An 18,174-nucleotide genomic window follows, 5' to 3' on the forward strand; every position below is an offset into this window, starting at 1 on the left:
TTCCCGGGCGATTAGCTCAGTGGGAGAGCGCTTCGTTCACACCGAAGAGGTCACTGGTTCGAACCCAGTATCGCCCACCATAGAAGGCTTACTAGAACACGGGGCCCAATCAAGGCCCCCTAGCAAGACTTCGATGGTGTCCAACGCAACAGGGTCCGTCTCCTCCGGGAGGCGGGCCCTGTTGGCGTTACCGGGTTGTATGCGGTCAAGACGACCTTCGGGAGCCTGTAGGGCTTCCTGGGCGCTCTGTACGGCCTGGAGCCGCCCGAACGGTTCCTTGAGGTCGTGGTCGGTGACCTGGTCCTCGTCGATGTAGAGCGCGTGGAAGATCGCCTGATTGAGTAGGCGACGCTGCTCATGGTCGCAGCGACGGTAGAGCGCCTCTGCATCCTCCAGTAGCGCCAGACACGCCTCAATGAGACGCGCTGCGTCTGAGAGGTCGGCCTTGGTCTCTTTGAGCCGTCCGGTCAGATGCAGGCGTTGGCGTTCAATGTCGCGCAACTTGGCTTTGATCTTGGTCTGCGGCAGGGTGCCGTCTGCGGCGAGATCGATGAGGTTTGCTTCACGCCCGTCCAGACCTTCGAGCTCAGTGGTCAGCTGCTGGTGCAGCAGGCGAGCCGATGCTTCCTGGTCGCCGATGGTTTCGGCGATGTGAGCGCGGACGTCCGAGATGAAGCCCGGACTGAAGCGGATAGTCGCGTAGTGCCGTTCGATGGCGTCCTCAACGTGCACGATGTTGATGTGGGGTGCGTCGCAGGCATCCTCCTGACGGTTGCGGCAGAAGAAGTAGAAGTACTCACTGCCACGCCGGTTGACTGTCCGTTGGAGGATCATCCGCTGCATGACGCTCTTTTGCTTGCAACGTCCGCAGAAGAGGGAGCCCTTGAGGTAGTGGTGGTGGACACGGCGACGCTCCCCGGCGACGGCCCGAGCCTCGATGACGTCCTGGACGCGTTCGAACAGGCTCTCTTCGATGAGTGATTGGTGACGACCCTTGATCTCCTCGCCCTTGTACGTGATGTAGCCGATGTAGTAGCGGTCGCGGAGCATGTCGGACAGCTTGCTGACCGACACCTCCTTGGCGGGGTACCGAACGGTGGCCCGGGTACGGAGGCCACGGTCATACAGTTCACTTGCCAAGTCGGCCAGGGTGTACTCGCCGGTGGCGTACAGCTCGAACGCGACCTGGACGAACGGTGCGCGTTCGGGGTCAACCGCGACGGTACGGATCTCTCGACCTTCTGAGCGGTCGAAGACGTTGAGATAGCCCAGGGGCGCGCGACCGAGAGTGCCGCCGTTTTTCGCTTTCTGGCCCATCTTGTAGGCGATGTCAGCACCAGATTCGCGTGACTGGTACTCGTTGAAGGTTGCCAGGATGCCGTGCATAAGCTGACCGACCGGTGAGTCATCAATGGACTCGGTGGCGGAGATCAGCGTGATGCCGCGTTTGCGGAGGTCGGCCATTACGATGGCGTCGTCCAAACGATTACGTGCCATGCGTGAGAGCTTGTAAACGATGATGTAGTCCACGTCACGACTGTTGCGCACGCGCGTCAGCATTTCCTGGAAGGCGACGCGTTTGGTCATCTCGGTGGCAGACTTACCGGGCTCGATGTACTCATCGACTACCGTCAAACCGAGTTGGTCTGCCTTGCGACGGCACGCCACACGCTGAGCCGGGATTGAAATACCCTCGGGGTCGTAATCAGTCTTTACTTGGCCGGCCGAAGATACTCGCAGATAGATGACTGCGCGGAGGCCACGCGCTGTGTCTAGCGTATTTGGGTCGACGCCTAGGATGAGCGGCTCTTCGAGGCTTTCTGCGTTGGGGTCTATGTAGGCACTAGTCATCTCATTATCCCTCCTGTTACGGGGTTATCCGACGCGGATCGGGCGCGAGTACCAGTTCGGTGAAGTAGTCTGCCAATCGTTCCCAGTGAATCGGACTATCTCTAGCCGCCTTTTGGCGCAGTGGATGATCAATGATGTGCTTCAACTGATGTAGCACTGTAGCTGTCTGAATTTCTGTCGGATCCGATGAACGGATATGGATGTGCCAGTGGTTTCTGGCCCAGAAGCTCACCCCAGCTATGGGGATGTCAGTGACGTGTTCAACCCGGATGCTCGGTATGAGAGTGTTGAGCTGATCTGGGATGCGGTAGGTCGACGCGGTAAGTAAGCTTCTGAGCAGGATTGCTTGCGCGCGGGCGGTGCGCAGCATGTCTTCCATCGAGTGGGCTGAGTCATGCGCCAACGCCCGTAAGGCAGTTAGGCTCCCTCTGCTAGAAGCGAATGATGTTTTGTGAGTGGCGACGTTCATTAATGTCCCTCCTTTCCGTATTCGGTGGCTACTGCTTCGGTGCTTCCCCCATCTCGTCAGTAGAGTTGACCGGTCCATTTACGTCTAGCCCATGCTTATCGATAAGGCGTCGCAGATAAGCATCAACTTGTGCGATTTCTTCGTCTGATAGTTCGCCGTGGCAAATCTGTAAGTATGTGCTCATGCTGGGGAGGTCGGTCGGGGTAACATAGCCCGCTTTGGCGAATAAATCTGTCAGCGGCACGGCCAGGGCGGTAGCGAGTGCTTTGAGCGTATTTGGCTGCGGCGTACGTTCGCCGCGTTCGAGGCGAGTAAGCCCGCCGTCATCAAGGCCAGACCTTCTCGCTAATTCTCGAATGCTTATATTTTGCACCTCACGCATCCGTTTTAGGTATTTTCCAAATTCCTGCATAGCATCCTGTTTCATGCCGCTACTTCCTCCTTTATTCATTTACCCATTTTACCTTGGGTGCCGCTTAAAGTCCGGGGGCGTTGACTATTCCGCAACGTAATTAAGCGACTACCCTCCGTGGTTCCTGGGGTTCCTTGGCTTTCATCCGTCTCGAATGCTCCGAGTTAAAAGTTGATGCGGTTTGTGAAGGCTCATTTTTATGCACTCTCACTTCGTGAGTTCAGTTTCGTAGATCCATCTGGAATAGCCGATGTTTCGGGGCGGCCATCGCGGATGAGTTGACTGAAATTCTCGACGGTGACTACCCGGAAGAGCTCAGGCTGTACGGCTTTGTCGGCGGCTAGGGCGGCCCGTAGGGCCTCACGGCGGGCCACGTCCGGGACGACCCAGGCCACGGCGGGAAAGAGGCCGTGGCGGGCCTGGTGGGCCCCTGTGGCTGCGTAGCGCTGGTAGGTCTTGGCCTTGTTGACGATGACCCCCGGGTGTTCCGTAGCCCGATCGGCTTCGAGGAACCAGTGGTCTTCGTAGTCGCCGCTGGCGGTGACGGCATAGAGGTCGGGCTTGAGCCACTCAAGCGTGCCGTGGGGGCTGACGAAGGAACGCCAGCAGGTGGGCTCGGTCTCGATGGTGACGAGTTCGACGCCGGTCGATTGCCTAAGTTCAGTGAGCTGGACGCCGAGTTCGGCGGTTGCCAAGGTATGGGCGATGAAGGCCGGAGAGGGCTCTATGTAGCGGCGACGCTTCTTCTCGCCGCGCACGGTGCGCAGGAGTCGTTCACCAGTCGCCCCGAGCTGCCAGACGATTCCCGACGACCCGCTGCGGACTCCGCCGATACGGCGCATCAGCCGGACGACGAGCCCGTGGGACTCCAGACGTCGAAGGACACGCATCGTGGCACCGGAGGCAGCTCCGATCGAGGCGTGGGCACGCGCGAAGTGGAGACGGCGAATCATGGCGGTGCTGAGAAGTCGATGGGCGCGGACGGATTCCAGGACGGCCATGTCACGGTCGGAGAGCCGTAGCAGGAGGCTGGCGACATCGGTCGGGCTCATATGGCATCTCCTACCGCGAGGCTGCGGCCGTCGAGCGTGGCTCCGTGACCCCCGAGTAGGGGGTCAGTCCCATCCCGGAGTGTCGGTGGCACCCCTGACGAGCAGCGAAAAGAGCACAATGAGGACGTCGTGAACCAACTGGTGAGGACAGGGGCGAACAGTGGGTCTGTGTGCTTCATAGGTCGTCTCATGGCTGCCTCCGTTTCCGTCCGATCCGTTCGGGAGTTGGTGGAGGGGTAGCGGGATCGATGGGGCCAGTAACCGGCTCGTCATCACGTTCGGCTGGCTCCGAGTCCCCGCTGCGAGCAGCAGGTAGCGGGGCGTAGTTAGCCCGAGCCGTCGCGCGGACGCTTTCCGGGTCGGTGGTAACGGGCGTCGGCGGCAGCGTGCGCACCAACGCCCAGCCGGAGGGAAGTCCGTCCGCGACCAGGTTGGCGTAGGCGTGGAAGCGGGGGAGCGAACGGAAATCCTCGGCATCGAGTGACGGGGCCAACTTGGCCAGGTCGCGAGCGTCTTCGTACTCCGTGGCGAAAGCGATTTTGCTGCGGGCGTTCATGTCAACGGCGGTGCGCAGCGCAGGCGGAAACTGACTGCGGAATTGGGCGGCCAAAAACCAGCCGACGGATAGTGATCGCGAGACAGCAAGCGCGTCGGCCAGAGAGACAGGCAGATGGAGGAAGCGGGGAGCTTCGTCTACGTAGATCGTTCCTGGGCGCTGGGCCGCACCGGGCTCGTCGGCTCGTTCCTGAGTGGCTTGCCACAGATCGGCGAGTATCAGGCTGCCTAGCAGCGACGCCGTGCCCGGCCCGATGAGTCCTTCGTTGAGCGGCACCAAGACGATCTTGTTGTCCCGGAACATGTCGCGCAGTCGGAAGCGGCCTGCGGATTGATCCAACATGTGGATGAGGGCAGGTCGGAGGAGGAACTGTCGCAACTTGTTGAGCGGTGGTGCGATCGCGGCGGCTTGCGCCTGGGGCGACTGAGATTCGTACCATGCCCAGAAGCCGGCCAGGGCCATGTCGTCACTGACTCGTCCGACCCGCGAGCGTCGGAAACGCGGATCAGTCCACAGCCGCGGGAGGTCAACTAGCGTGGCAGGGTGCTTCGGAGTGCTGGCGCGAGCCAGGGTGCGGAGCGAGGCCGAGAAGATGTCGCTCGTGCGCGGTCCCCAGCCGTCGCTGAACACGGCCTCGAAAACGGACAGGATGCCGTCGACCACGACGTCGGGGTCGCGGCCGGTGACATCCAGGGGATTAAATCCCACCGGCGTCTGGTCGTTGGCGTTGAGCTCGACTACGTCAGACCGTCTGTGGTCCGGAATGCGGGCCAAGACGTCGTCAATGAGTTGGCGCTTCGGATCGAGGACGGCCACCGGGCGTCCGGCCTGAATGTCGGCCATGATCAGGTGGAGTGCCACGTTTGTCTTGCCGGATCCAGACGGCCCCCACGCGACCGAGTGATACGTCTGATCCTTAGGGGCGATGCCGAGCCGACGAGCGTCACCTGGAACGGCGCTCTCAGCGAACACCCGTGGGCCGTTATGTACGCCGGACGCGGCCCGAAGTAGTTTGGGGTGAGCGGGCGGTAGGCCGGGGAAGTCGTCGCCCCCAAGTGGCCAGCCAAGAAGGCCGATCAGTTCTGTCACGCTGAGGTGCAGCGGCCAACGCCACGGTGTGCGTACCTCGTCCAGGCGCTTCGCGGACTCGCCGATCAGGTCGATGCGAAGGCTGGGGCTCTGGGCCGTGGCGACAGCACTGAGCAGACTGGTGATAAACCGTCGCCGCCGGCCCGGATCTGGGCTTGAAGCACCGAGCCTGATAGTGGCCGCGAAGCCCGGTTGACCGGCCCGAGCCTTGAGACGCGAGCGGGTCTCGGCGTTGGCCGGACGGTCGCCTCGCGTCAGGAGTTGCATGAGCGTCGTCTGCGGATCCGGTGCACTGGTCGGAACAGACTGCGGTGTGCGACGTGGGCCGAGAGTCAGCTGTATCACCATGGCTTCGTCGTCTCTGAGCGGCTGAGCGAGCGCTGATAGCAGTGCTCGGCTCGTGCTCTCGGCAACATCGGTGCGTAGAGGCAGCCCAGTTGGCCGTACGTGGAGCCGTCCCGAAATGTCGGTGGGAGGACGGGACGTTCGTTGGTGAGCGTGCGGCGCGGAGAGGAAGCTGCCGGGGATGAAGTCATGCAACGCACGACGCACTGCCTGTACGTCCGTGGCGAGGCAGCCAAGCAGGTGGCGGGTGCCATCGTGGTCCGCGCGTACTTCCAGGGCGACGCGCGGTGCGGTGCGATCGGAAGCCAATCGGGCGAGGAACGCGGCCACCGCGTCTATGTCGAGCGGCCGGGGAAGATGCAGCTCGGAGAAAACTAATTCGTGTCGGGTACCCATCCAGCTCACCCCTTCCGTCGCTTATCGTCTGTGGTGGTAGCCTCCGGTCCTGCCTCGCGGTGTTCCTGCTCGGCCATGGCGTCGCGTTCGGCCTCTGCCATAGCAAGGCTGATAAGCGCCTTGCTGATTTTTTGGATATCCGGTGGATCGCGGCGGACGCCGCGTACGGTCAGCCGACGCTCCTCCTGTCGGGTGCGCCTCGTCCTGTTGTTCCTTTTCTTCCTTGAAGCCATTAATCACCTCCTTCCTGTTACTGCGCAGAGTGCTGACGCAAATCAGCACCTCGCCTTATTCGTTTATCGCTGATTTCTGTCAGCGCGTCAATAATTTTGGTGCATTTCACAACACCTGCCTGGGGTGCTGTGAAGTGCTACCATCGCGACCGAAGCCATCGCACCACTGTCACCGTGATCGATGCGGTTGCTGCTAGCGCAGCGCCCCCAAGGAGCCACGGCACTATTGGCCGCAGGAAAACGACGGCGAGGTTAAGTGCGATGACCGTGCCAAGGATCAGCAGACTGATGCGAAATGCCCATTCGGCCGAGTTTCGCAGTGGATTGCTCTTGTCTTCGCCCATGGCGGATTTCCTCACCTTCTGTTGAGACGGTCACTTGGCACTGGGTAGCCAGGCACGATGATGTCGGCGTCGATTTCGTTTCCCCAGACGTACCAGGGGCGGTTGCTCGGCGGACGACGCCGAGCGAACAGCTCTAGATATGGCCCAGGTGAGATGCGCTCGATGAGGGCATACTGTTCCTCGGGTTTTCGGGAGTGTTCCTGTACCGGGCCGGCGATCCATGTCGGCTGCGACCGGAAGTTCACCGGCGCTTTGCCGCGCGTGGCGAAGAGAAGGTGCTCCGTCGAGTTCCGCAGGTAGACGCCAAGCCCCAGTCTGAACTTGATCCAGGTGAGCGGTGATCGGACGGTAAAGCCCCACGATTCGGCCACGTTGTAGCCTTCCCATAGCGTGGCGTTGGTGACCCACAGCCAGAGATGGGCGTTGTCTTCTGCCATTTCTCCCACAGGCATGGCCTTGATCTTTTCGAGGCTCATGAGCGGGTAGTGCATCTCCGCGCCGCGCCGCCCTTTTTGCAGGATATCCCACGGTGGGTCAGCCAAGATGGTGCGGAACTTGGCCGGAACGGCGTCTGATAGGACGGAGCTCTGATGGTGTGTCATAGTCGATTCTCCTTTCTGACCCCGGAAGGCGGGGAGGCCTGCATCGGGATGTGTTTCTAGTTATGAAGCCTGGGCGGAGGTACGGAAACCGTCGGATCGGTCGAAGGATCGCCCGACTATTCGACCGATCCGAGCAGCGTGAACCTCTGATACCAGCGGGCGTCAATCTCGTCTTGTTGCCAGCCGGACGACGTTGCGGAATTGTCAACGGACGAGTTGCTAGGTCTCGGTGGCGACGTGGCTGCCAGGGCGGTGTGCGACCAAGCTGGCAAACAGCGCCCGAGCCACAGCCCCAGGCCGGGAATCCAACTGGATGCAGGTTGTGGTGATGTGTTTGTCCAGTCCGCCCGCAGTCGAGCGGGCGCCGAGGACAACTGCGTGCACCTGGCCGGGGAAGGCAGAGAGGTCCGACAGGACCTGAGTCGGATCGGGATCCAGCAGCGCAAAGTCAGAGAGGACGACCAGCGTGACTGCGTGGTCGGGGTGCGACTCGGCAACATCGTTGGCACGTCGCAGGCTTGGGCCGAGCTCGCTGGAGCCAGCTCCGTCAGCGGGCACCCGCAGTCCAGGCCGCAGGCGCGCGAGGCTGCGTCGAGTGATCGGAAGCGGGCCGACCTCGCCGCTCGACGGTGTGTCGAAGTGCAGCACCATGGCCAGCTCATGCCGTGAACCTTTGATAGCCACCACTGAGAAGGCGTGTGCGACTTCGGCGAAGCGGTTGGACAGCGGATCCGTCCCGGCAGGGCTTACGACCGAACCTGAGTTGTCGAAGACGGTGATCAGGAGTGTCGGCGCTTTGGCCGGGCGTCCGGGATGGCCGAGCTGGTAGTCACGGTGCCCGCGGCGGGCCGGCCTGCGGGGCGTCGGGGAACCGAGCGGGTGGCTCGGCAGAAGGGCGCTACGGATGATGAGGGGTTGGTACCTCACGATGCCCCACCTCCCCGGCGAACGCGCCTTCCGATGACGCCGCCTTGATCTCCGGACGGAAAGCCATGGCCGAGGACTTGGGGATTGTTCCGCTGCACGCGCCAGGAGAGCGCCTCGACCCGTTTCGCGGCGGTCAGGCCTCGCAGCCGGTACTCCTCGTGTAGGGAGCGGGCGGTTTCCTCGGCCTTTGCCCGCGACGAGAAGGTGGATGAGGTGACGAGCTTGAGATAGCGCCTCTCTGCCAGGCGGGCGCGCTTGGCCATGGCGGCAAGCAGGTCTGCGACTTCGTCGGCCGCCGAATAGCCGAGCAACCCCGACCCGATAGCCGTCGCTGCCGCCAGCAAGCCGAACGTCAGCCCCGACGCACTGCCCTCGACGCTCGCCCGCAGGGTGAAGACGCCGATCGAGAGTAAGGCGACCACCAGGAGGGAGAGGAAGCCGACGAGCATGACCAGTCGCGTTCCGCGATCCGTGGCTGCGAACAAGCGCTGATAACCCCGCTCGTCGTCGGTCAACGAATCGACGTCGCGCTGCCGGGCCTGTGCCATACGAATGTGTCTGAGCTCGCCACCGACGAGTCCGGCGCAGGCTGCTGCCAAACCGGAAGCGAATGCTTGGCCAAAGGCGACGGCCGGGATGTCGCCGTTGCTGATGGCCGCCGACCAGACGCCTGCGGTATCTCCGAACCACAACACCGGCCAGCACACCCAGTAGCGTAGTTTGGCCCAGGGCTCGCGCCGGATATAGGGAGTGAGTACCGACGCCGCGTGCTGGTAGTCGGCGTGGGCTTGGGACACTTCGGTCTCCTGCTGACGTATCAGGAACTCCAGCCCGCCGGCCCCGCGGTCGAGTGCTCGCGCACGGACTTGGGATGACCGTGCTGCAGCCATCCCCTCAGCGGGCCAGATCAGCTCTTGTTCATCAGCAAACGCGCTGTACTCCTGCTCGGCGTACGTCACGCCGATGCCCTGCGGCCGAGGGTGTCCACTGACCTCGTCGAGCCGGGGCAGTGATACTGCGTCGGCTTCGTCCGTCCAAGCGTCCGCCGGTGCTCCCCGCCGAGACATCTTTCGCCGCATGACCTTCATCGTCCCGCCGACGTGTAGCCGGTGACCGAGACGCACGTTTTGGCCCCGGCTCGGTGACAGAGCGCGTCGTAGTAGGCGACCAGGCCCTCGACCACGGCCGAGCGAGGCGCTTCGCCTGCTATCCGGCCCAGCCCCGCGACCGTGACGAGGGCACCAGGAAGCTCCGGCACGGTGGTCTTGTTTACGAGGTCGGTGATCTCCTGCTTACTCAGATCACGCTTGTCCAGCCTGATACCGACGTTCTGAAACCCGTCGGTGAGTACCGAGAGGTGCAGACGGAAATCGCCGCCAACCTGGTTGATCCATTCGCTCGCCAACCGGTACTGCGCGGTGATGTCGCTCCCGCCGCTCGACAACTCGGCCACCGCAGGGCCGTACTTCTTGCGGATCTTGCTCATGACGTCATCGACGGCGCGGGGCACGCGGCGGAGGCGGGCGTTGTCGGTCGCGCCGTGGAGCGGGAGCATGTCATCAAACAGCGTCGTGGTCGCGGCGCTTGATGCGGCAAACACACTCACCCGCAGGCGACCGGAACAGATAGCGGTGGTACGGACGATCTCCTCGATCGCGGCCATCCGTTCCTCCGTGATCGCCGCCGACGCACTCGACCCCGTGCCGTCGATCTGGACGTCCGAGGCGGGCGGTGCGGAAGCGTCGCATGACGTGAGGATCTGTTTGTCTCGTCCCAGCTCCCCGTGCGCGGGCGAGCTGACGGAGCAGGCAGATACGACTGTCGCCGCCGAGAGGGCGAGGCCGACGATGAGAAGCCTCCGGCGATGGCGACGCGATGTTGGTGTGAGGACGACGGCGGGGATCTTGCTACTTGCGATCTTGGGCATAGAGGACTCCTCTTTGATGTTGGTGGTCATCCGGGCGCACGACGTGCGCCCGGATGGTGACTAGATCTACTTAGCGTTTTGAAAGCGCTCTGCCTTGTGTTGCCGCTTCTGTTCCAGACGGCGACGACGCTGTTCCTTGCCTCCTGCTGCAGCCGGCCCTGTAGTGACATCCATGGCCGTACGCGTGAGGCTCTTTTCGAGCCGGGTCATCGCTGCTATCTGCTGTTCAACGCCAGATTGCTCGGCGGCGTGGACTAGCGAGGTGTATCGATTTCGGGGCATGGCAAAACTCCTCTCGACGCTGACGACGGAGAAATGAGAACCCGGTGTTGGAGACGCGATAGAGGGAGAGCAGAGGACAAGGCAAGGACTTACTAGCGCTTGCCTTGTCCTCTGGTCACCGTTGCTCTAATCGTTCTTGTCGAGGTTCATGACCGATCGCCCGTCGCGGACGAACTGCCTCATTCGCCCCGCGTAGTACGCGCATACGATGAGGCCGATCAGTATCAGGATCAACACAGACGTCTCCTCTTTTGAGTTATCAAGGGGGCGTGCACCAGCTTCGCCAGTGAGGCGGTTCTAGGTGGGCACGAAAAAACCAAACCACGAGATCCGGGAATCACGAAAAAAGTCCCCAGCCTGTCCCCAGAGACGGAAGAAGCCGCAGATCAGGACGTCAGGGACAGCTTGGGGACAGGCTGGGGACTTCGTCTCCTCATAGGGAAAGCCCGCTCCATGAGGAGCGGGCGGAGGGGTCGGCCGGGCCTGATGTGCTCTTAGTCCTCTCTGAAATGAGGGTGTACGAGATCAGGGTGCAGTTTCCGGAACGCCCACGTCTCGAACCAGTCAGGATCGAGGATGGGATGGTCAGTTCCTTTATCACCGAAGACGGTCTCAACGTAGCGCTCGATGATTTCACTATCACCGGTCGCCGGATCGTCGTCTGTCACGTAATGGAGAAATGCTCCGCTCTTATCGCGCTCCCAGAAGTCAGTGATGACGAGGACGGCGTAGAGGAACACTTCGCGGCTCCCGCGACAGGTACGGATGCCATCGTCCCGCTGCACCCACACCTGGATGAAGTCCGCCAGGCAGGTGGGATCATGGGCGAGGGGACCTCGAATCTGTTCGGGTGACCAATGGGCGGTGAATTCCTGGAAGGAAAACCACGGTCCGTCTGCGGGAAAGTACGTCATTTGTGGGCCTCCATGGAGATGAAGGCCGACCCCACATTATATAAACATCAGCTTGCAATCATTGCAATAGTAAATAGAGGTGGCTCCGCGCAAGATCGCGCAGGAAGAGCCATAGTCCAGCGGGCGGCCCGAGCTTCAAGTCAGATCCCAAGATCGCGAATGGAGTGATCTTCGGGAGCGACTCCCCGCCCTCTTGGATCTCGCTAAGCTGGGCCTCTTACTGGTCGATGCGTACTCGGAGGCATTCGTGAACAGCCAGCCGCCCACCGCCTCTGCTGAAACGGTTCAGGAGGAACTGGCACGGCTTGTCAAGGTCGGAGTGAACGCTGTAACCCTTGAAGAGTGCAACGCTCTCGTGCGCGTGATTGCTAGTCGGCTTGGGGATTACGAGAACATTCGGCCCGATGGCCGGAATTTTCTCATGCAACGAATTTTGGACAATGTCATCCAAGAGCATCGGTTGTCCGCATTTGAGCAACATGAAGCGGTGAAGAGGAAGGTGACGATTACCGTAACGTCATTCCAAATTGCCGCTGCTGGCGAATTGCTCGGACTGACCGACGATCGCTTATTTCCTATAGTGATGAAGTTCCGTTGTGCCCAGCTCAGTACCACTTGGTCGGCTCTGCAAAATAATCCAGACAACCAAGGGGTAATGGCGACGAAACGCTTACGCGCGTCAATTTGGCTTGGTGCGGCAAGCGCTAAAACCGGAGAACGGCATCAACCCTTGGCCCTCCGCGCGCTTGAGTCGGCGATCAAATCCCATGTCGTGACGCACCGGGACGAGCTGGTGGCAAGCTCGGCTGATTATCTCGAACCTGCCGTATCTCTTGAAAAGGAGGGTGACAGCAAAAGTCTCACATCCGATAGGGAACTTGTCCCCACGCCTGTTCCCTCAAGACTTCCATCGCGTAAATCGCTATGGCTAACTTCGATTGGTGTCGCAGTATGCATGGCTGTTGTAGCTGGGCTGATTTTTGCATTTGGTGATGGAAGTGAAGGTGCAGACGATGAGGATTCACTTCGTTCAGGCAGCCCTTCAAACCCTTCGAGCTCTTCAAGCGCATCCTCAGCAGAAGCCCTTGAACGTCGCTATGACGGCAAGGACCCTCGTGGGCTGGAAGGGAGCAACAGTAAATGCGCAGACCCCCCAACGAGCCAGCCAGTCTCATCTGCCCACCCATCCGTGATCGGACCAGACGGAAAAGACGCAGGAAGTATAGAGCTCCGCACATCGGCAATCTGTCCAGTCATTTGGGCGCGCGTTCTCTGGAATGACGACCTTGCCACCACTTATCGAATCCCGGAGGGGTGGACGCTCCATATCGTGGCGCAGCGCCCTAAGACAAAGACTCGCCGCGATTCTCCGGTGCAAGCAAGCATCACTCCAATTGAGTATGGATTAAGTAGTATGCTCACGACGCTTCGTGGTTGTGTCTTCGTTGAGGTATATTTCGCTAATGGCGATCGTCGTACTCCAGCAGCGCGGACCCCCTGTGTAATGCATCCGGAGCTAGCTAGCCCACAATGAAAATGAAAAAGAGGCGGGAGCTCCGCCCAGACAACGACACAAGTCGCGTCCGGACAGGCTCCCGCCGTCGCCTCACCTGAGCTTGCGCTCCAAGGAGAAGCAGGTGGCGCTACTCGTCAGAGGTCTTGCCTCGACGAGCGGCTGGACGGCCGGCGGCGGGTGACTCTTGAGTCTTCTCCTCCGCGGTCGCCTCGGCACCAAAGATTGCCGAGATGGCGTTGCGGCGCGTCTGCGCCTCCCTCTCGATCTCGGCACGGATCGCCGCAGCCTTCTGGAGGATGGCCGGGTCAGACTTGGTCTTCTCGACCCAGTGCTCCAGGGCGACCCTGATTTCTTCCGTGGTGCTGCGGCCGGTGATCTGGGCGACGACGTCGAGTCGAGCGCGTAGATCATCGGTGATGCGGACAGCCAGAGTGCGAATCTGGCTTCCCGCACCGGATTCAGACGACTCGCTCATAGCGAGCCACCTCCTCGGTGAATTGCGGCCGACGAACCCGATTGGTTCATCTAGCGAGGCCGCAGGACACCGACGAGACAGTGGATGACCAGCCCCGCTGTCATGCCGAGTGCTGTCAACTGTCAGCACCATTTATGAAGCATTCGGGACGACGAGACAACCGTATGTTCGGGGATGTTGTTCATTCCACGGCAGTTGTCAGGGGCGCTCACACGGAGATCGCAAGCGCCGTATCACGTCTTGGTCTTGGCTCGGCGTTCAATGCGGACCGGTCTCGGCCCCGCCGGCGGAGGGGCCTCGGTCCCGTACGTACGTCCCGCGTTGAGGCACGGTGTAGACGTACCCGAGGTCCCGAAGGTGCCGGATCGCTCGACGTGCAGTGTCGCGAGCGACCCCCCAGCGCTGGATGAGTGCCGACTCCGATGGCACTGGGCGGTCCACGGCAAGAACACCCGATTCAATATCGCGGACGATCTCCGCCGCAATCTGCTGGTAGGGCGGCACTGGAGCGTCGTAATCAATCTGCGAAGCCATGCCAGGAAGGGTATACAAGGGCCCAAATAGGGGCCCGTCCCTATACGTAGGTAGACGAGGGTAGAGGAGCTGGCCTACCGTAAAAGCGCAAGCGCCCAGGCAGGCCGCGTAGGACCGGCCTGCCTGGGCAACGCCGAACAGCTTTCGAGGAGCTGAACGACATGCGCGATCGTATCGCCCGCACGCTTGTGTGGGTGCTGAGCCGAGTGCTGCCCTCTCATGGGAGGCATGCAGCGCGGAGGTCTGAGTCGCCCACGCCTACATCCGGGAACCCATGGTCGAAGCCGTGGGCTGGTCCGAGTTCTGTTGAAGCCCGAGCCATTTTCCGGGCAGAGGAGACGCTACAGCTGACGCCCGTGCAACGAGAGCGCCGCTTCGCGGTTGAGTTCGCGGCACGCGGTATCGAGTACCCCTACCGCTACACCGGGGATCACTTTGCTGTGTGGGAGGCCTCGGCATGACCGTCGATGGATTCGGATCTTCCGCTCCCGACTCAGCAGAGGTCGTGTGCTGTAGCTGTGGTCGCCTGACCGGGGCTCCGATCGAGGTCGGCTACGTGGAGCGAATGAGCGGGCCAGGCTTTGTGCAGTACGTCTGCCCCGATTGCCTCTACACGCTTCCGGTCCGGCCGACCGCCCTGGACGAATATCGGCGGCATTAGCAACCCAACGACGATGCCCCGCGCGGTTTGCTGTGCGGGGCATCGTCGCTCGTAGAGATGGTGTGTACCTACAGCTTGTGTAGTCCGTCAAGTACCCGCTGCATCAGTGCAGTCTCAATCTGTTCTTTGACTCTGCCTTGGGGAGTACGGCCAGTGCGTGGCGATCGTCGTTGAAGCGGCAGCATCTTGGTTGCGAAGGTGGGCGGCTCGGTGAGTGCCAATTCAGCCCACATGATCTTGCCTCCGGCCGGCGGACGGAAGGTGCCCCAATTCTTAGCGAGGGCCTCTACTAGCAATAGGCCACGTCCGCTTTCCGCCTCCGCCGACTGCTCCCGCATCTCGGGTGCGGCGAGCGAGCGGTCCCACACCTCGATGAACAGACTCATGTCAACGAGACGGAGCTGTACGCCTAGGACATGCTCCGCCTTGACGTCTGACCACTTCGGATCTGAGGTATCCGGGCCGGTCGCGTTGACGGCGTTCGTTACAAGCTCGGAGACGACGAGCAACGCGTCATCCAGAACCTGGGGTGATCCCCACCATCGCAGCAGGGCAGTGGTCAACGCTCGTGCGCAGCTTGCTGCTGACGGCACAGCCGCCAGCGTCAACCGATCCCATACGTGGAGCCACATTTGCTTATCGTTCGCTGGCTGACGGGCTGTGAGAGTAGTGGCCACTTCGGACACTCCTCCTATTCATGACGCCTTGGGCCGGGTGAGGCGCAGAGTGCTTGAGCGTGTGCACCTCCGCCAAGAACTCGAACTCCAAGCGGTTGAGTAGTACCTCACGCAGCGGGTCGTGGGTGGAGAGATGGCGCAGCGATGGCAACACCACAATGTGGGTATCGGCGCGACGCAGCGCTTCCCCCATCTCGTAGAAGGCTTCATGCGAGCCGTTTACAACCTCGTGGAATATGCTGGGCATCTGGAGACCGGACATCTCGGCGAAGTTGCGCATGCGCCGTTCCATCTGCCGTACCCGGTCATCGGTGACGTCGCAGAACACCCGCATGTAGCCGAAAGCACGGGTACAGGGGATATGGGGTTTAGTGGTCATGGCATTTCTCCGGTGAAGATGCGTCCACGGTCGCTCAGCTCGGATGGGCACATGAAGCGAGATCAGGTCGACGGACGTATCGCCGTGTGATGAACGAGGAAGGGGGCTACTGACTCGCAGGAGTCATCAGCCTGCCGGGTCAGGAGCCTGCTATGACGCGCTAGATGCTTTTGCGGCAGCTCGCGCCACCAGTTGGTCGCGAATGACCGCCGCTGTCTGCTCGGGGGGTCGCTGGTTGCAGTCGACGCGCAGCACCTCGAAGCCCATCTCCAACAGCCGTTCGGTGGCTTGGCGATAGAAGTGCACTTCGGCGTGACTACTGCCCGGTGAGAGCTGGAAGCGGTTGTGTGCCCCGCGCTCATGCAGTCGTTCCGAGATGACCTCAGCATCAGCTTCGAGGATGACCGCGAGGTCGGGCCGTTCAGCCTCGGCATTGAGGTTCCAGAGGAAAGCGGGGTCTACCCCGTCGAAACGTTGCATGACAAGCGCCGACGGAATGTAGCGGTCACTGATGACCGTCTGCCCGGCCTCGGTGTGCTTGCGGATTTCCGTCTCTACGTGGTGGTAGCGGTCCGCCGCATACAGGCAGGCAAGCGCGTGACCGGTGACCGTCTCGGTCAACTCTCGGCAGAGCTGGCCGATAGGACCGGTGGATGGCTCGGCAGTCACGTGCACCTGTTCGCCTGCGGCCACGAGCATCTGCGCCAAGTGGTGAACGATCGTACTCTTCCCGGCACCGCTGGGGCCGTCGACACTGACGAACATGCCTCGGGAGTGATCAGAAAAGGGACGGAGCTTCATCAGCTCTCCCTCCGGGTGGTGCGCCACGCAGTTCTTCCAAAGAGCCGGCTGCCGTGGCGAGTCGGACGAAGAGACGGGCCGTTACCAAGGCGTCGTAGGTGGCGCGGTGAGGGCGTAGATCGTGCGACAGGCCCTCTGCGAGCTGGAACGCTTCGGTCAGCGATCCGAGCCGGAAACTCATCTGGTCAGGAACGAAACGCCGGGCGAGCTTGAGCGTGTCGAAGACCTCCGGGCATTCCCAGCCGGTCATCTTCCGCTGGAGTACCTTCACGTCGACATGCGCGTTGTGAGCGATGAGCGCCGGATGCGAGAGCGCGTGTAGCACCTCGACGATGACGTCCTTGAACACCGGCGCCTCGGCAATTGCGCCGTTGCTGATGCCGTGAATCCGTCGGGCCATGGGCGTGATTGGCTGATCCGGCCGAACCAACCAGCTCGTCGGCTCTCCAACGACCCCACCGACGATCGGCACGGCGGCAAGCTCTACCAAGTCGGGTGGTTGCTGTCCGTTGCCTTCTACGTCTACGACGACGTACGAGAGATCCGTCCAGTCAGCCATCTTGAGTACTACCCTTCCAGCCGATGTCTGCTCGGCCGTGTCGTCGTTCTCGGTGCGGATGCCGTACGTCGTGCACCTGGAAACCGAGCGCGTGTTGCAGGTAGTAACGGGGCTGCTCAGTCTCCAGTCCCGAGACGATGGCCGCTTGCTCCGTGATGTCTACGACCGCCAGGTCGCGCGCCTCGGGCAGGGAGCTGGCGGCCTGCCGCACGTCCCGCGCTTCGGGAATCTTGTACGCGTCCTTGCAGCGGTCGAGTTGCGCGAGCGGGCAGATGTCGCACAGTTCACGGATGCCGTAGTGCCCGTTGTAGTCCGGCAGTTCATGGGCGTAGGCCACGGCGCACGACGTCTTGCGGAACAACGAGTCGCTGCCAGCAAAAGCTGAAAGGACGCGTCTTTCCAGCGTCTCCGGCACGATCTTGCGCCGTGCGGTTTCCTCATACGGCTCCGGCAGCTTGTTTTCCCGGTAGTACTCCGCGATCTGGTCGCGATAGAACAGGCCGGTGAACACCGTGGCGTCGGCGTGCTTGCTCAGCTCGTACGCCTGGTCGAGGTGTGCCGGTGAGTCGTTGAGGCCAGGCACTAGCGGTCTCCAGTAAAGAACCGTCCGGTACCGGCGTTCCTGCGGAGCGCTCATGAGCTGCAACGACTCGGCCGCAACGTGCGACGGGTAGGGCTCGATGTCCTTGTTGTCGATCCCGGAGTAGGTGAACAGTAGCGTCGCCTTGACGTGCCGAAGCCGGTTGAGCTGGTCGATGTCCTCGGGCTTCATCTGGTGCCGGGTGATGACGAGCACATGGTTCGTCAGCTTCCGCGCGTCCAGGTCTTTGAGCACGGCGAGAGTGTGCGGCCGGACCACCGGCAAGAACGGATCGGTAGCGCGGTTAAAGATCTGCACCGGCGTGACATGCGACTGGAAGTACCGGTGATTGACCAGTTCTTCCACCGCCTCGGCGTCATTCATGAGGGCGCGCGGCACACGCTGGTCCCACAGGCCGTAGGTGTGCCGGATGCAGTAGGCGCAATCGAGCGGACACCCCTGGATGTGATTCAGGCTGAGACCGCTCTTGCGGTACTCGACCACCTCACGGGCGCGCTCCGGCATCCGCTCTATCTGATCCCGCGTTAAGAGCTGTACTGAGACAGGCACCTGACGGCCTCCCATAACGAAGC

General features: G+C 61.7%; 20 protein-coding genes and 1 tRNA gene. 4 read left to right on the top strand and 17 right to left on the bottom strand.

Annotated elements, in window-relative coordinates:
* The first annotated feature begins 5 nt into the window (after nt 1-5).
* A tRNA-Val gene (locus tag QFZ75_RS31805) sits at nt 6-80 on the top strand.
* Here the strand turns inward: QFZ75_RS31805 and QFZ75_RS41235 are convergent.
* From QFZ75_RS41235 to QFZ75_RS31830, 5 genes are all read right to left on the bottom strand, one after another.
* On the bottom strand, nt 37-1,851 hold the full coding sequence (locus tag QFZ75_RS41235; protein ID WP_373466069.1) for a recombinase family protein: 1,815 nt from the start codon (nt 1,849-1,851) through the stop codon (nt 37-39). The two genes, QFZ75_RS31805 and QFZ75_RS41235, sit on opposite strands and share 44 nt — an antisense overlap.
* Before the next feature lie 16 nt (nt 1,852-1,867).
* Complete coding sequence (locus QFZ75_RS31815) at nt 1,868-2,320, bottom strand: hypothetical protein (protein WP_307542404.1); 453 nt, start codon at nt 2,318-2,320, stop codon at nt 1,868-1,870.
* A 28-nt stretch (nt 2,321-2,348) separates the two neighbouring features.
* On the bottom strand, nt 2,349-2,747 hold the full coding sequence (locus QFZ75_RS31820; protein ID WP_307542406.1) for a helix-turn-helix domain-containing protein: 399 nt from the start codon (nt 2,745-2,747) through the stop codon (nt 2,349-2,351).
* 182 nt (nt 2,748-2,929) lie between these two features.
* Nucleotides 2,930-3,784: a replication-relaxation family protein gene (locus QFZ75_RS31825; protein ID WP_307542408.1), complete on the bottom strand. Its 855-nt coding sequence runs from the start codon at nt 3,782-3,784 to the stop codon at nt 2,930-2,932.
* 187 nt (nt 3,785-3,971) lie between these two features.
* Nucleotides 3,972-5,696: a type IV secretory system conjugative DNA transfer family protein gene (locus QFZ75_RS31830; RefSeq protein ID WP_307542409.1), complete on the bottom strand. Its 1,725-nt coding sequence runs from the start codon at nt 5,694-5,696 to the stop codon at nt 3,972-3,974.
* Between the two features lie 267 nt (nt 5,697-5,963).
* Between QFZ75_RS31830 and QFZ75_RS31835 the strand changes: the two genes are divergently transcribed.
* On the top strand, nt 5,964-6,152 hold the full coding sequence (locus QFZ75_RS31835; protein ID WP_307542410.1) for a hypothetical protein: 189 nt from the start codon (nt 5,964-5,966) through the stop codon (nt 6,150-6,152).
* A 23-nt stretch (nt 6,153-6,175) separates the two neighbouring features.
* On the opposite strand, the gene QFZ75_RS31840 is transcribed toward QFZ75_RS31835, so the two are convergent.
* The 6 genes from QFZ75_RS31840 to QFZ75_RS31865 form a co-directional block, all read right to left on the bottom strand.
* The gene (locus QFZ75_RS31840) at nt 6,176-6,403 is read right to left on the bottom strand and encodes a hypothetical protein (RefSeq protein WP_307542412.1); all 228 of its coding nucleotides are present in this window, start codon (nt 6,401-6,403) and stop codon (nt 6,176-6,178) included.
* Nucleotides 6,404-6,758: 355 nt separating this feature from the next.
* The gene (locus QFZ75_RS31845; protein ID WP_307542414.1) at nt 6,759-7,349 is read right to left on the bottom strand and encodes an MT-A70 family methyltransferase; all 591 of its coding nucleotides are present in this window, start codon (nt 7,347-7,349) and stop codon (nt 6,759-6,761) included.
* 219 nt (nt 7,350-7,568) lie between these two features.
* On the bottom strand, nt 7,569-8,276 hold the full coding sequence (locus tag QFZ75_RS31850) for a hypothetical protein (RefSeq protein WP_307542416.1): 708 nt from the start codon (nt 8,274-8,276) through the stop codon (nt 7,569-7,571).
* Entirely contained in the window at nt 8,273-9,235 is a 963-nt protein-coding gene (locus QFZ75_RS31855; RefSeq protein ID WP_307542418.1) for a hypothetical protein, read from the bottom strand. Before QFZ75_RS31855 ends, QFZ75_RS31850 begins: the two co-directional genes overlap by 4 nt.
* A gap of 125 nt (nt 9,236-9,360) precedes the next feature.
* Complete coding sequence (locus QFZ75_RS31860; RefSeq protein WP_307542419.1) at nt 9,361-10,233, bottom strand: hypothetical protein; 873 nt, start codon at nt 10,231-10,233, stop codon at nt 9,361-9,363.
* Nucleotides 10,234-10,979: 746 nt separating this feature from the next.
* A complete protein-coding gene (locus tag QFZ75_RS31865; RefSeq protein ID WP_307542421.1) occupies nt 10,980-11,399 on the bottom strand; it encodes a hypothetical protein in 420 nt (139 codons plus the stop codon).
* Between the two features lie 247 nt (nt 11,400-11,646).
* Between QFZ75_RS31865 and QFZ75_RS31870 the strand changes: the two genes are divergently transcribed.
* On the top strand, nt 11,647-12,933 hold the full coding sequence (locus tag QFZ75_RS31870; RefSeq protein WP_307542423.1) for a hypothetical protein: 1,287 nt from the start codon (nt 11,647-11,649) through the stop codon (nt 12,931-12,933).
* Between the two features lie 109 nt (nt 12,934-13,042).
* Here the strand turns inward: QFZ75_RS31870 and QFZ75_RS31875 are convergent, their stop codons facing one another.
* The 3 genes from QFZ75_RS31875 to QFZ75_RS31885 form a co-directional block, all read right to left on the bottom strand.
* Complete coding sequence (locus QFZ75_RS31875) at nt 13,043-13,390, bottom strand: hypothetical protein (protein WP_307542425.1); 348 nt, start codon at nt 13,388-13,390, stop codon at nt 13,043-13,045.
* Between the two features lie 258 nt (nt 13,391-13,648).
* Nucleotides 13,649-13,924 carry a winged helix-turn-helix domain-containing protein gene (locus tag QFZ75_RS31880; protein ID WP_307542427.1) on the bottom strand — a complete coding sequence of 92 codons (276 nt, stop codon included), beginning with the start codon at nt 13,922-13,924 and terminating at the stop codon, nt 13,649-13,651.
* Between the two features lie 729 nt (nt 13,925-14,653).
* Nucleotides 14,654-15,262, bottom strand: a complete 609-nt coding sequence (locus QFZ75_RS31885; protein ID WP_307542429.1) for an ATP-binding protein — start codon at nt 15,260-15,262, stop codon at nt 14,654-14,656.
* 133 nt (nt 15,263-15,395) lie between these two features.
* Here QFZ75_RS31885 and QFZ75_RS31890 point away from each other — a divergent pair, with 133 nt between their 5' ends.
* Nucleotides 15,396-15,731 carry a hypothetical protein gene (locus tag QFZ75_RS31890; RefSeq protein WP_307542431.1) on the top strand — a complete coding sequence of 112 codons (336 nt, stop codon included), beginning with the start codon at nt 15,396-15,398 and terminating at the stop codon, nt 15,729-15,731.
* Between the two features lie 60 nt (nt 15,732-15,791).
* Here the strand turns inward: QFZ75_RS31890 and tmk are convergent, their stop codons facing one another.
* Genes tmk through QFZ75_RS31905 form a run of 3 tightly spaced genes read right to left on the bottom strand, consistent with a single transcriptional unit; the run spans nt 15,792 to nt 18,106 of the window.
* Nucleotides 15,792-16,442, bottom strand: a complete 651-nt coding sequence (gene tmk, locus QFZ75_RS31895) for a dTMP kinase (protein WP_307542432.1) — start codon at nt 16,440-16,442, stop codon at nt 15,792-15,794.
* Nucleotides 16,420-17,001: an exonuclease domain-containing protein gene (locus tag QFZ75_RS31900; protein ID WP_307542434.1), complete on the bottom strand. Its 582-nt coding sequence runs from the start codon at nt 16,999-17,001 to the stop codon at nt 16,420-16,422. The genes tmk and QFZ75_RS31900 overlap by 23 nt, the downstream gene beginning before the upstream one ends.
* Nucleotides 16,994-18,106, bottom strand: a complete 1,113-nt coding sequence (locus tag QFZ75_RS31905) for a radical SAM protein (protein ID WP_307542435.1) — start codon at nt 18,104-18,106, stop codon at nt 16,994-16,996. The genes QFZ75_RS31900 and QFZ75_RS31905 overlap by 8 nt, the downstream gene beginning before the upstream one ends.
* Between the last annotated feature and the right edge of the window lie 68 nt (nt 18,107-18,174).

It is taken from the genome of Streptomyces sp. V3I8 (assembly GCF_030817535.1).
GTDB lineage: Bacteria > Actinomycetota > Actinomycetes > Streptomycetales > Streptomycetaceae > Streptomyces.

What these genes read in the sequence shown, in the direction of transcription:
- QFZ75_RS31900 (WP_307542434.1), bottom strand. Translation starts at nt 17,001, where the DNA reads ATGGCTGACTGGACGGATCTCTCGTACGTCGTCGTAGACGTAGAAGGC.
- tmk (WP_307542432.1), bottom strand. Translation starts at nt 16,442, where the DNA reads ATGAAGCTCCGTCCCTTTTCTGATCACTCCCGAGGCATGTTCGTCAGT.
- QFZ75_RS31905 (WP_307542435.1), bottom strand. Translation starts at nt 18,106, where the DNA reads ATGCCGGAGCGCGCCCGTGAGGTGGTCGAGTACCGCAAGAGCGGTCTC.
- QFZ75_RS31840 (WP_307542412.1), bottom strand. Translation starts at nt 6,403, where the DNA reads ATGGCTTCAAGGAAGAAAAGGAACAACAGGACGAGGCGCACCCGACAG.
- QFZ75_RS31820 (WP_307542406.1), bottom strand. Translation starts at nt 2,747, where the DNA reads ATGAAACAGGATGCTATGCAGGAATTTGGAAAATACCTAAAACGGATG.
- QFZ75_RS31845 (WP_307542414.1), bottom strand. Translation starts at nt 7,349, where the DNA reads ATGACACACCATCAGAGCTCCGTCCTATCAGACGCCGTTCCGGCCAAG.
- QFZ75_RS31825 (WP_307542408.1), bottom strand. Translation starts at nt 3,784, where the DNA reads ATGAGCCCGACCGATGTCGCCAGCCTCCTGCTACGGCTCTCCGACCGT.
- QFZ75_RS31890 (WP_307542431.1), top strand. Translation starts at nt 15,396, where the DNA reads ATGGCGCAGCGATGGCAACACCACAATGTGGGTATCGGCGCGACGCAG.
- QFZ75_RS31830 (WP_307542409.1), bottom strand. Translation starts at nt 5,696, where the DNA reads ATGCAACTCCTGACGCGAGGCGACCGTCCGGCCAACGCCGAGACCCGC.
- QFZ75_RS31875 (WP_307542425.1), bottom strand. Translation starts at nt 13,390, where the DNA reads ATGAGCGAGTCGTCTGAATCCGGTGCGGGAAGCCAGATTCGCACTCTG.
- QFZ75_RS31815 (WP_307542404.1), bottom strand. Translation starts at nt 2,320, where the DNA reads ATGAACGTCGCCACTCACAAAACATCATTCGCTTCTAGCAGAGGGAGC.
- QFZ75_RS31860 (WP_307542419.1), bottom strand. Translation starts at nt 10,233, where the DNA reads ATGACCACCAACATCAAAGAGGAGTCCTCTATGCCCAAGATCGCAAGT.
- QFZ75_RS31880 (WP_307542427.1), bottom strand. Translation starts at nt 13,924, where the DNA reads ATGGCTTCGCAGATTGATTACGACGCTCCAGTGCCGCCCTACCAGCAG.
- QFZ75_RS31865 (WP_307542421.1), bottom strand. Translation starts at nt 11,399, where the DNA reads ATGACGTACTTTCCCGCAGACGGACCGTGGTTTTCCTTCCAGGAATTC.
- QFZ75_RS41235 (WP_373466069.1), bottom strand. Translation starts at nt 1,851, where the DNA reads ATGACTAGTGCCTACATAGACCCCAACGCAGAAAGCCTCGAAGAGCCG.
- QFZ75_RS31835 (WP_307542410.1), top strand. Translation starts at nt 5,964, where the DNA reads ATGCAACGCACGACGCACTGCCTGTACGTCCGTGGCGAGGCAGCCAAG.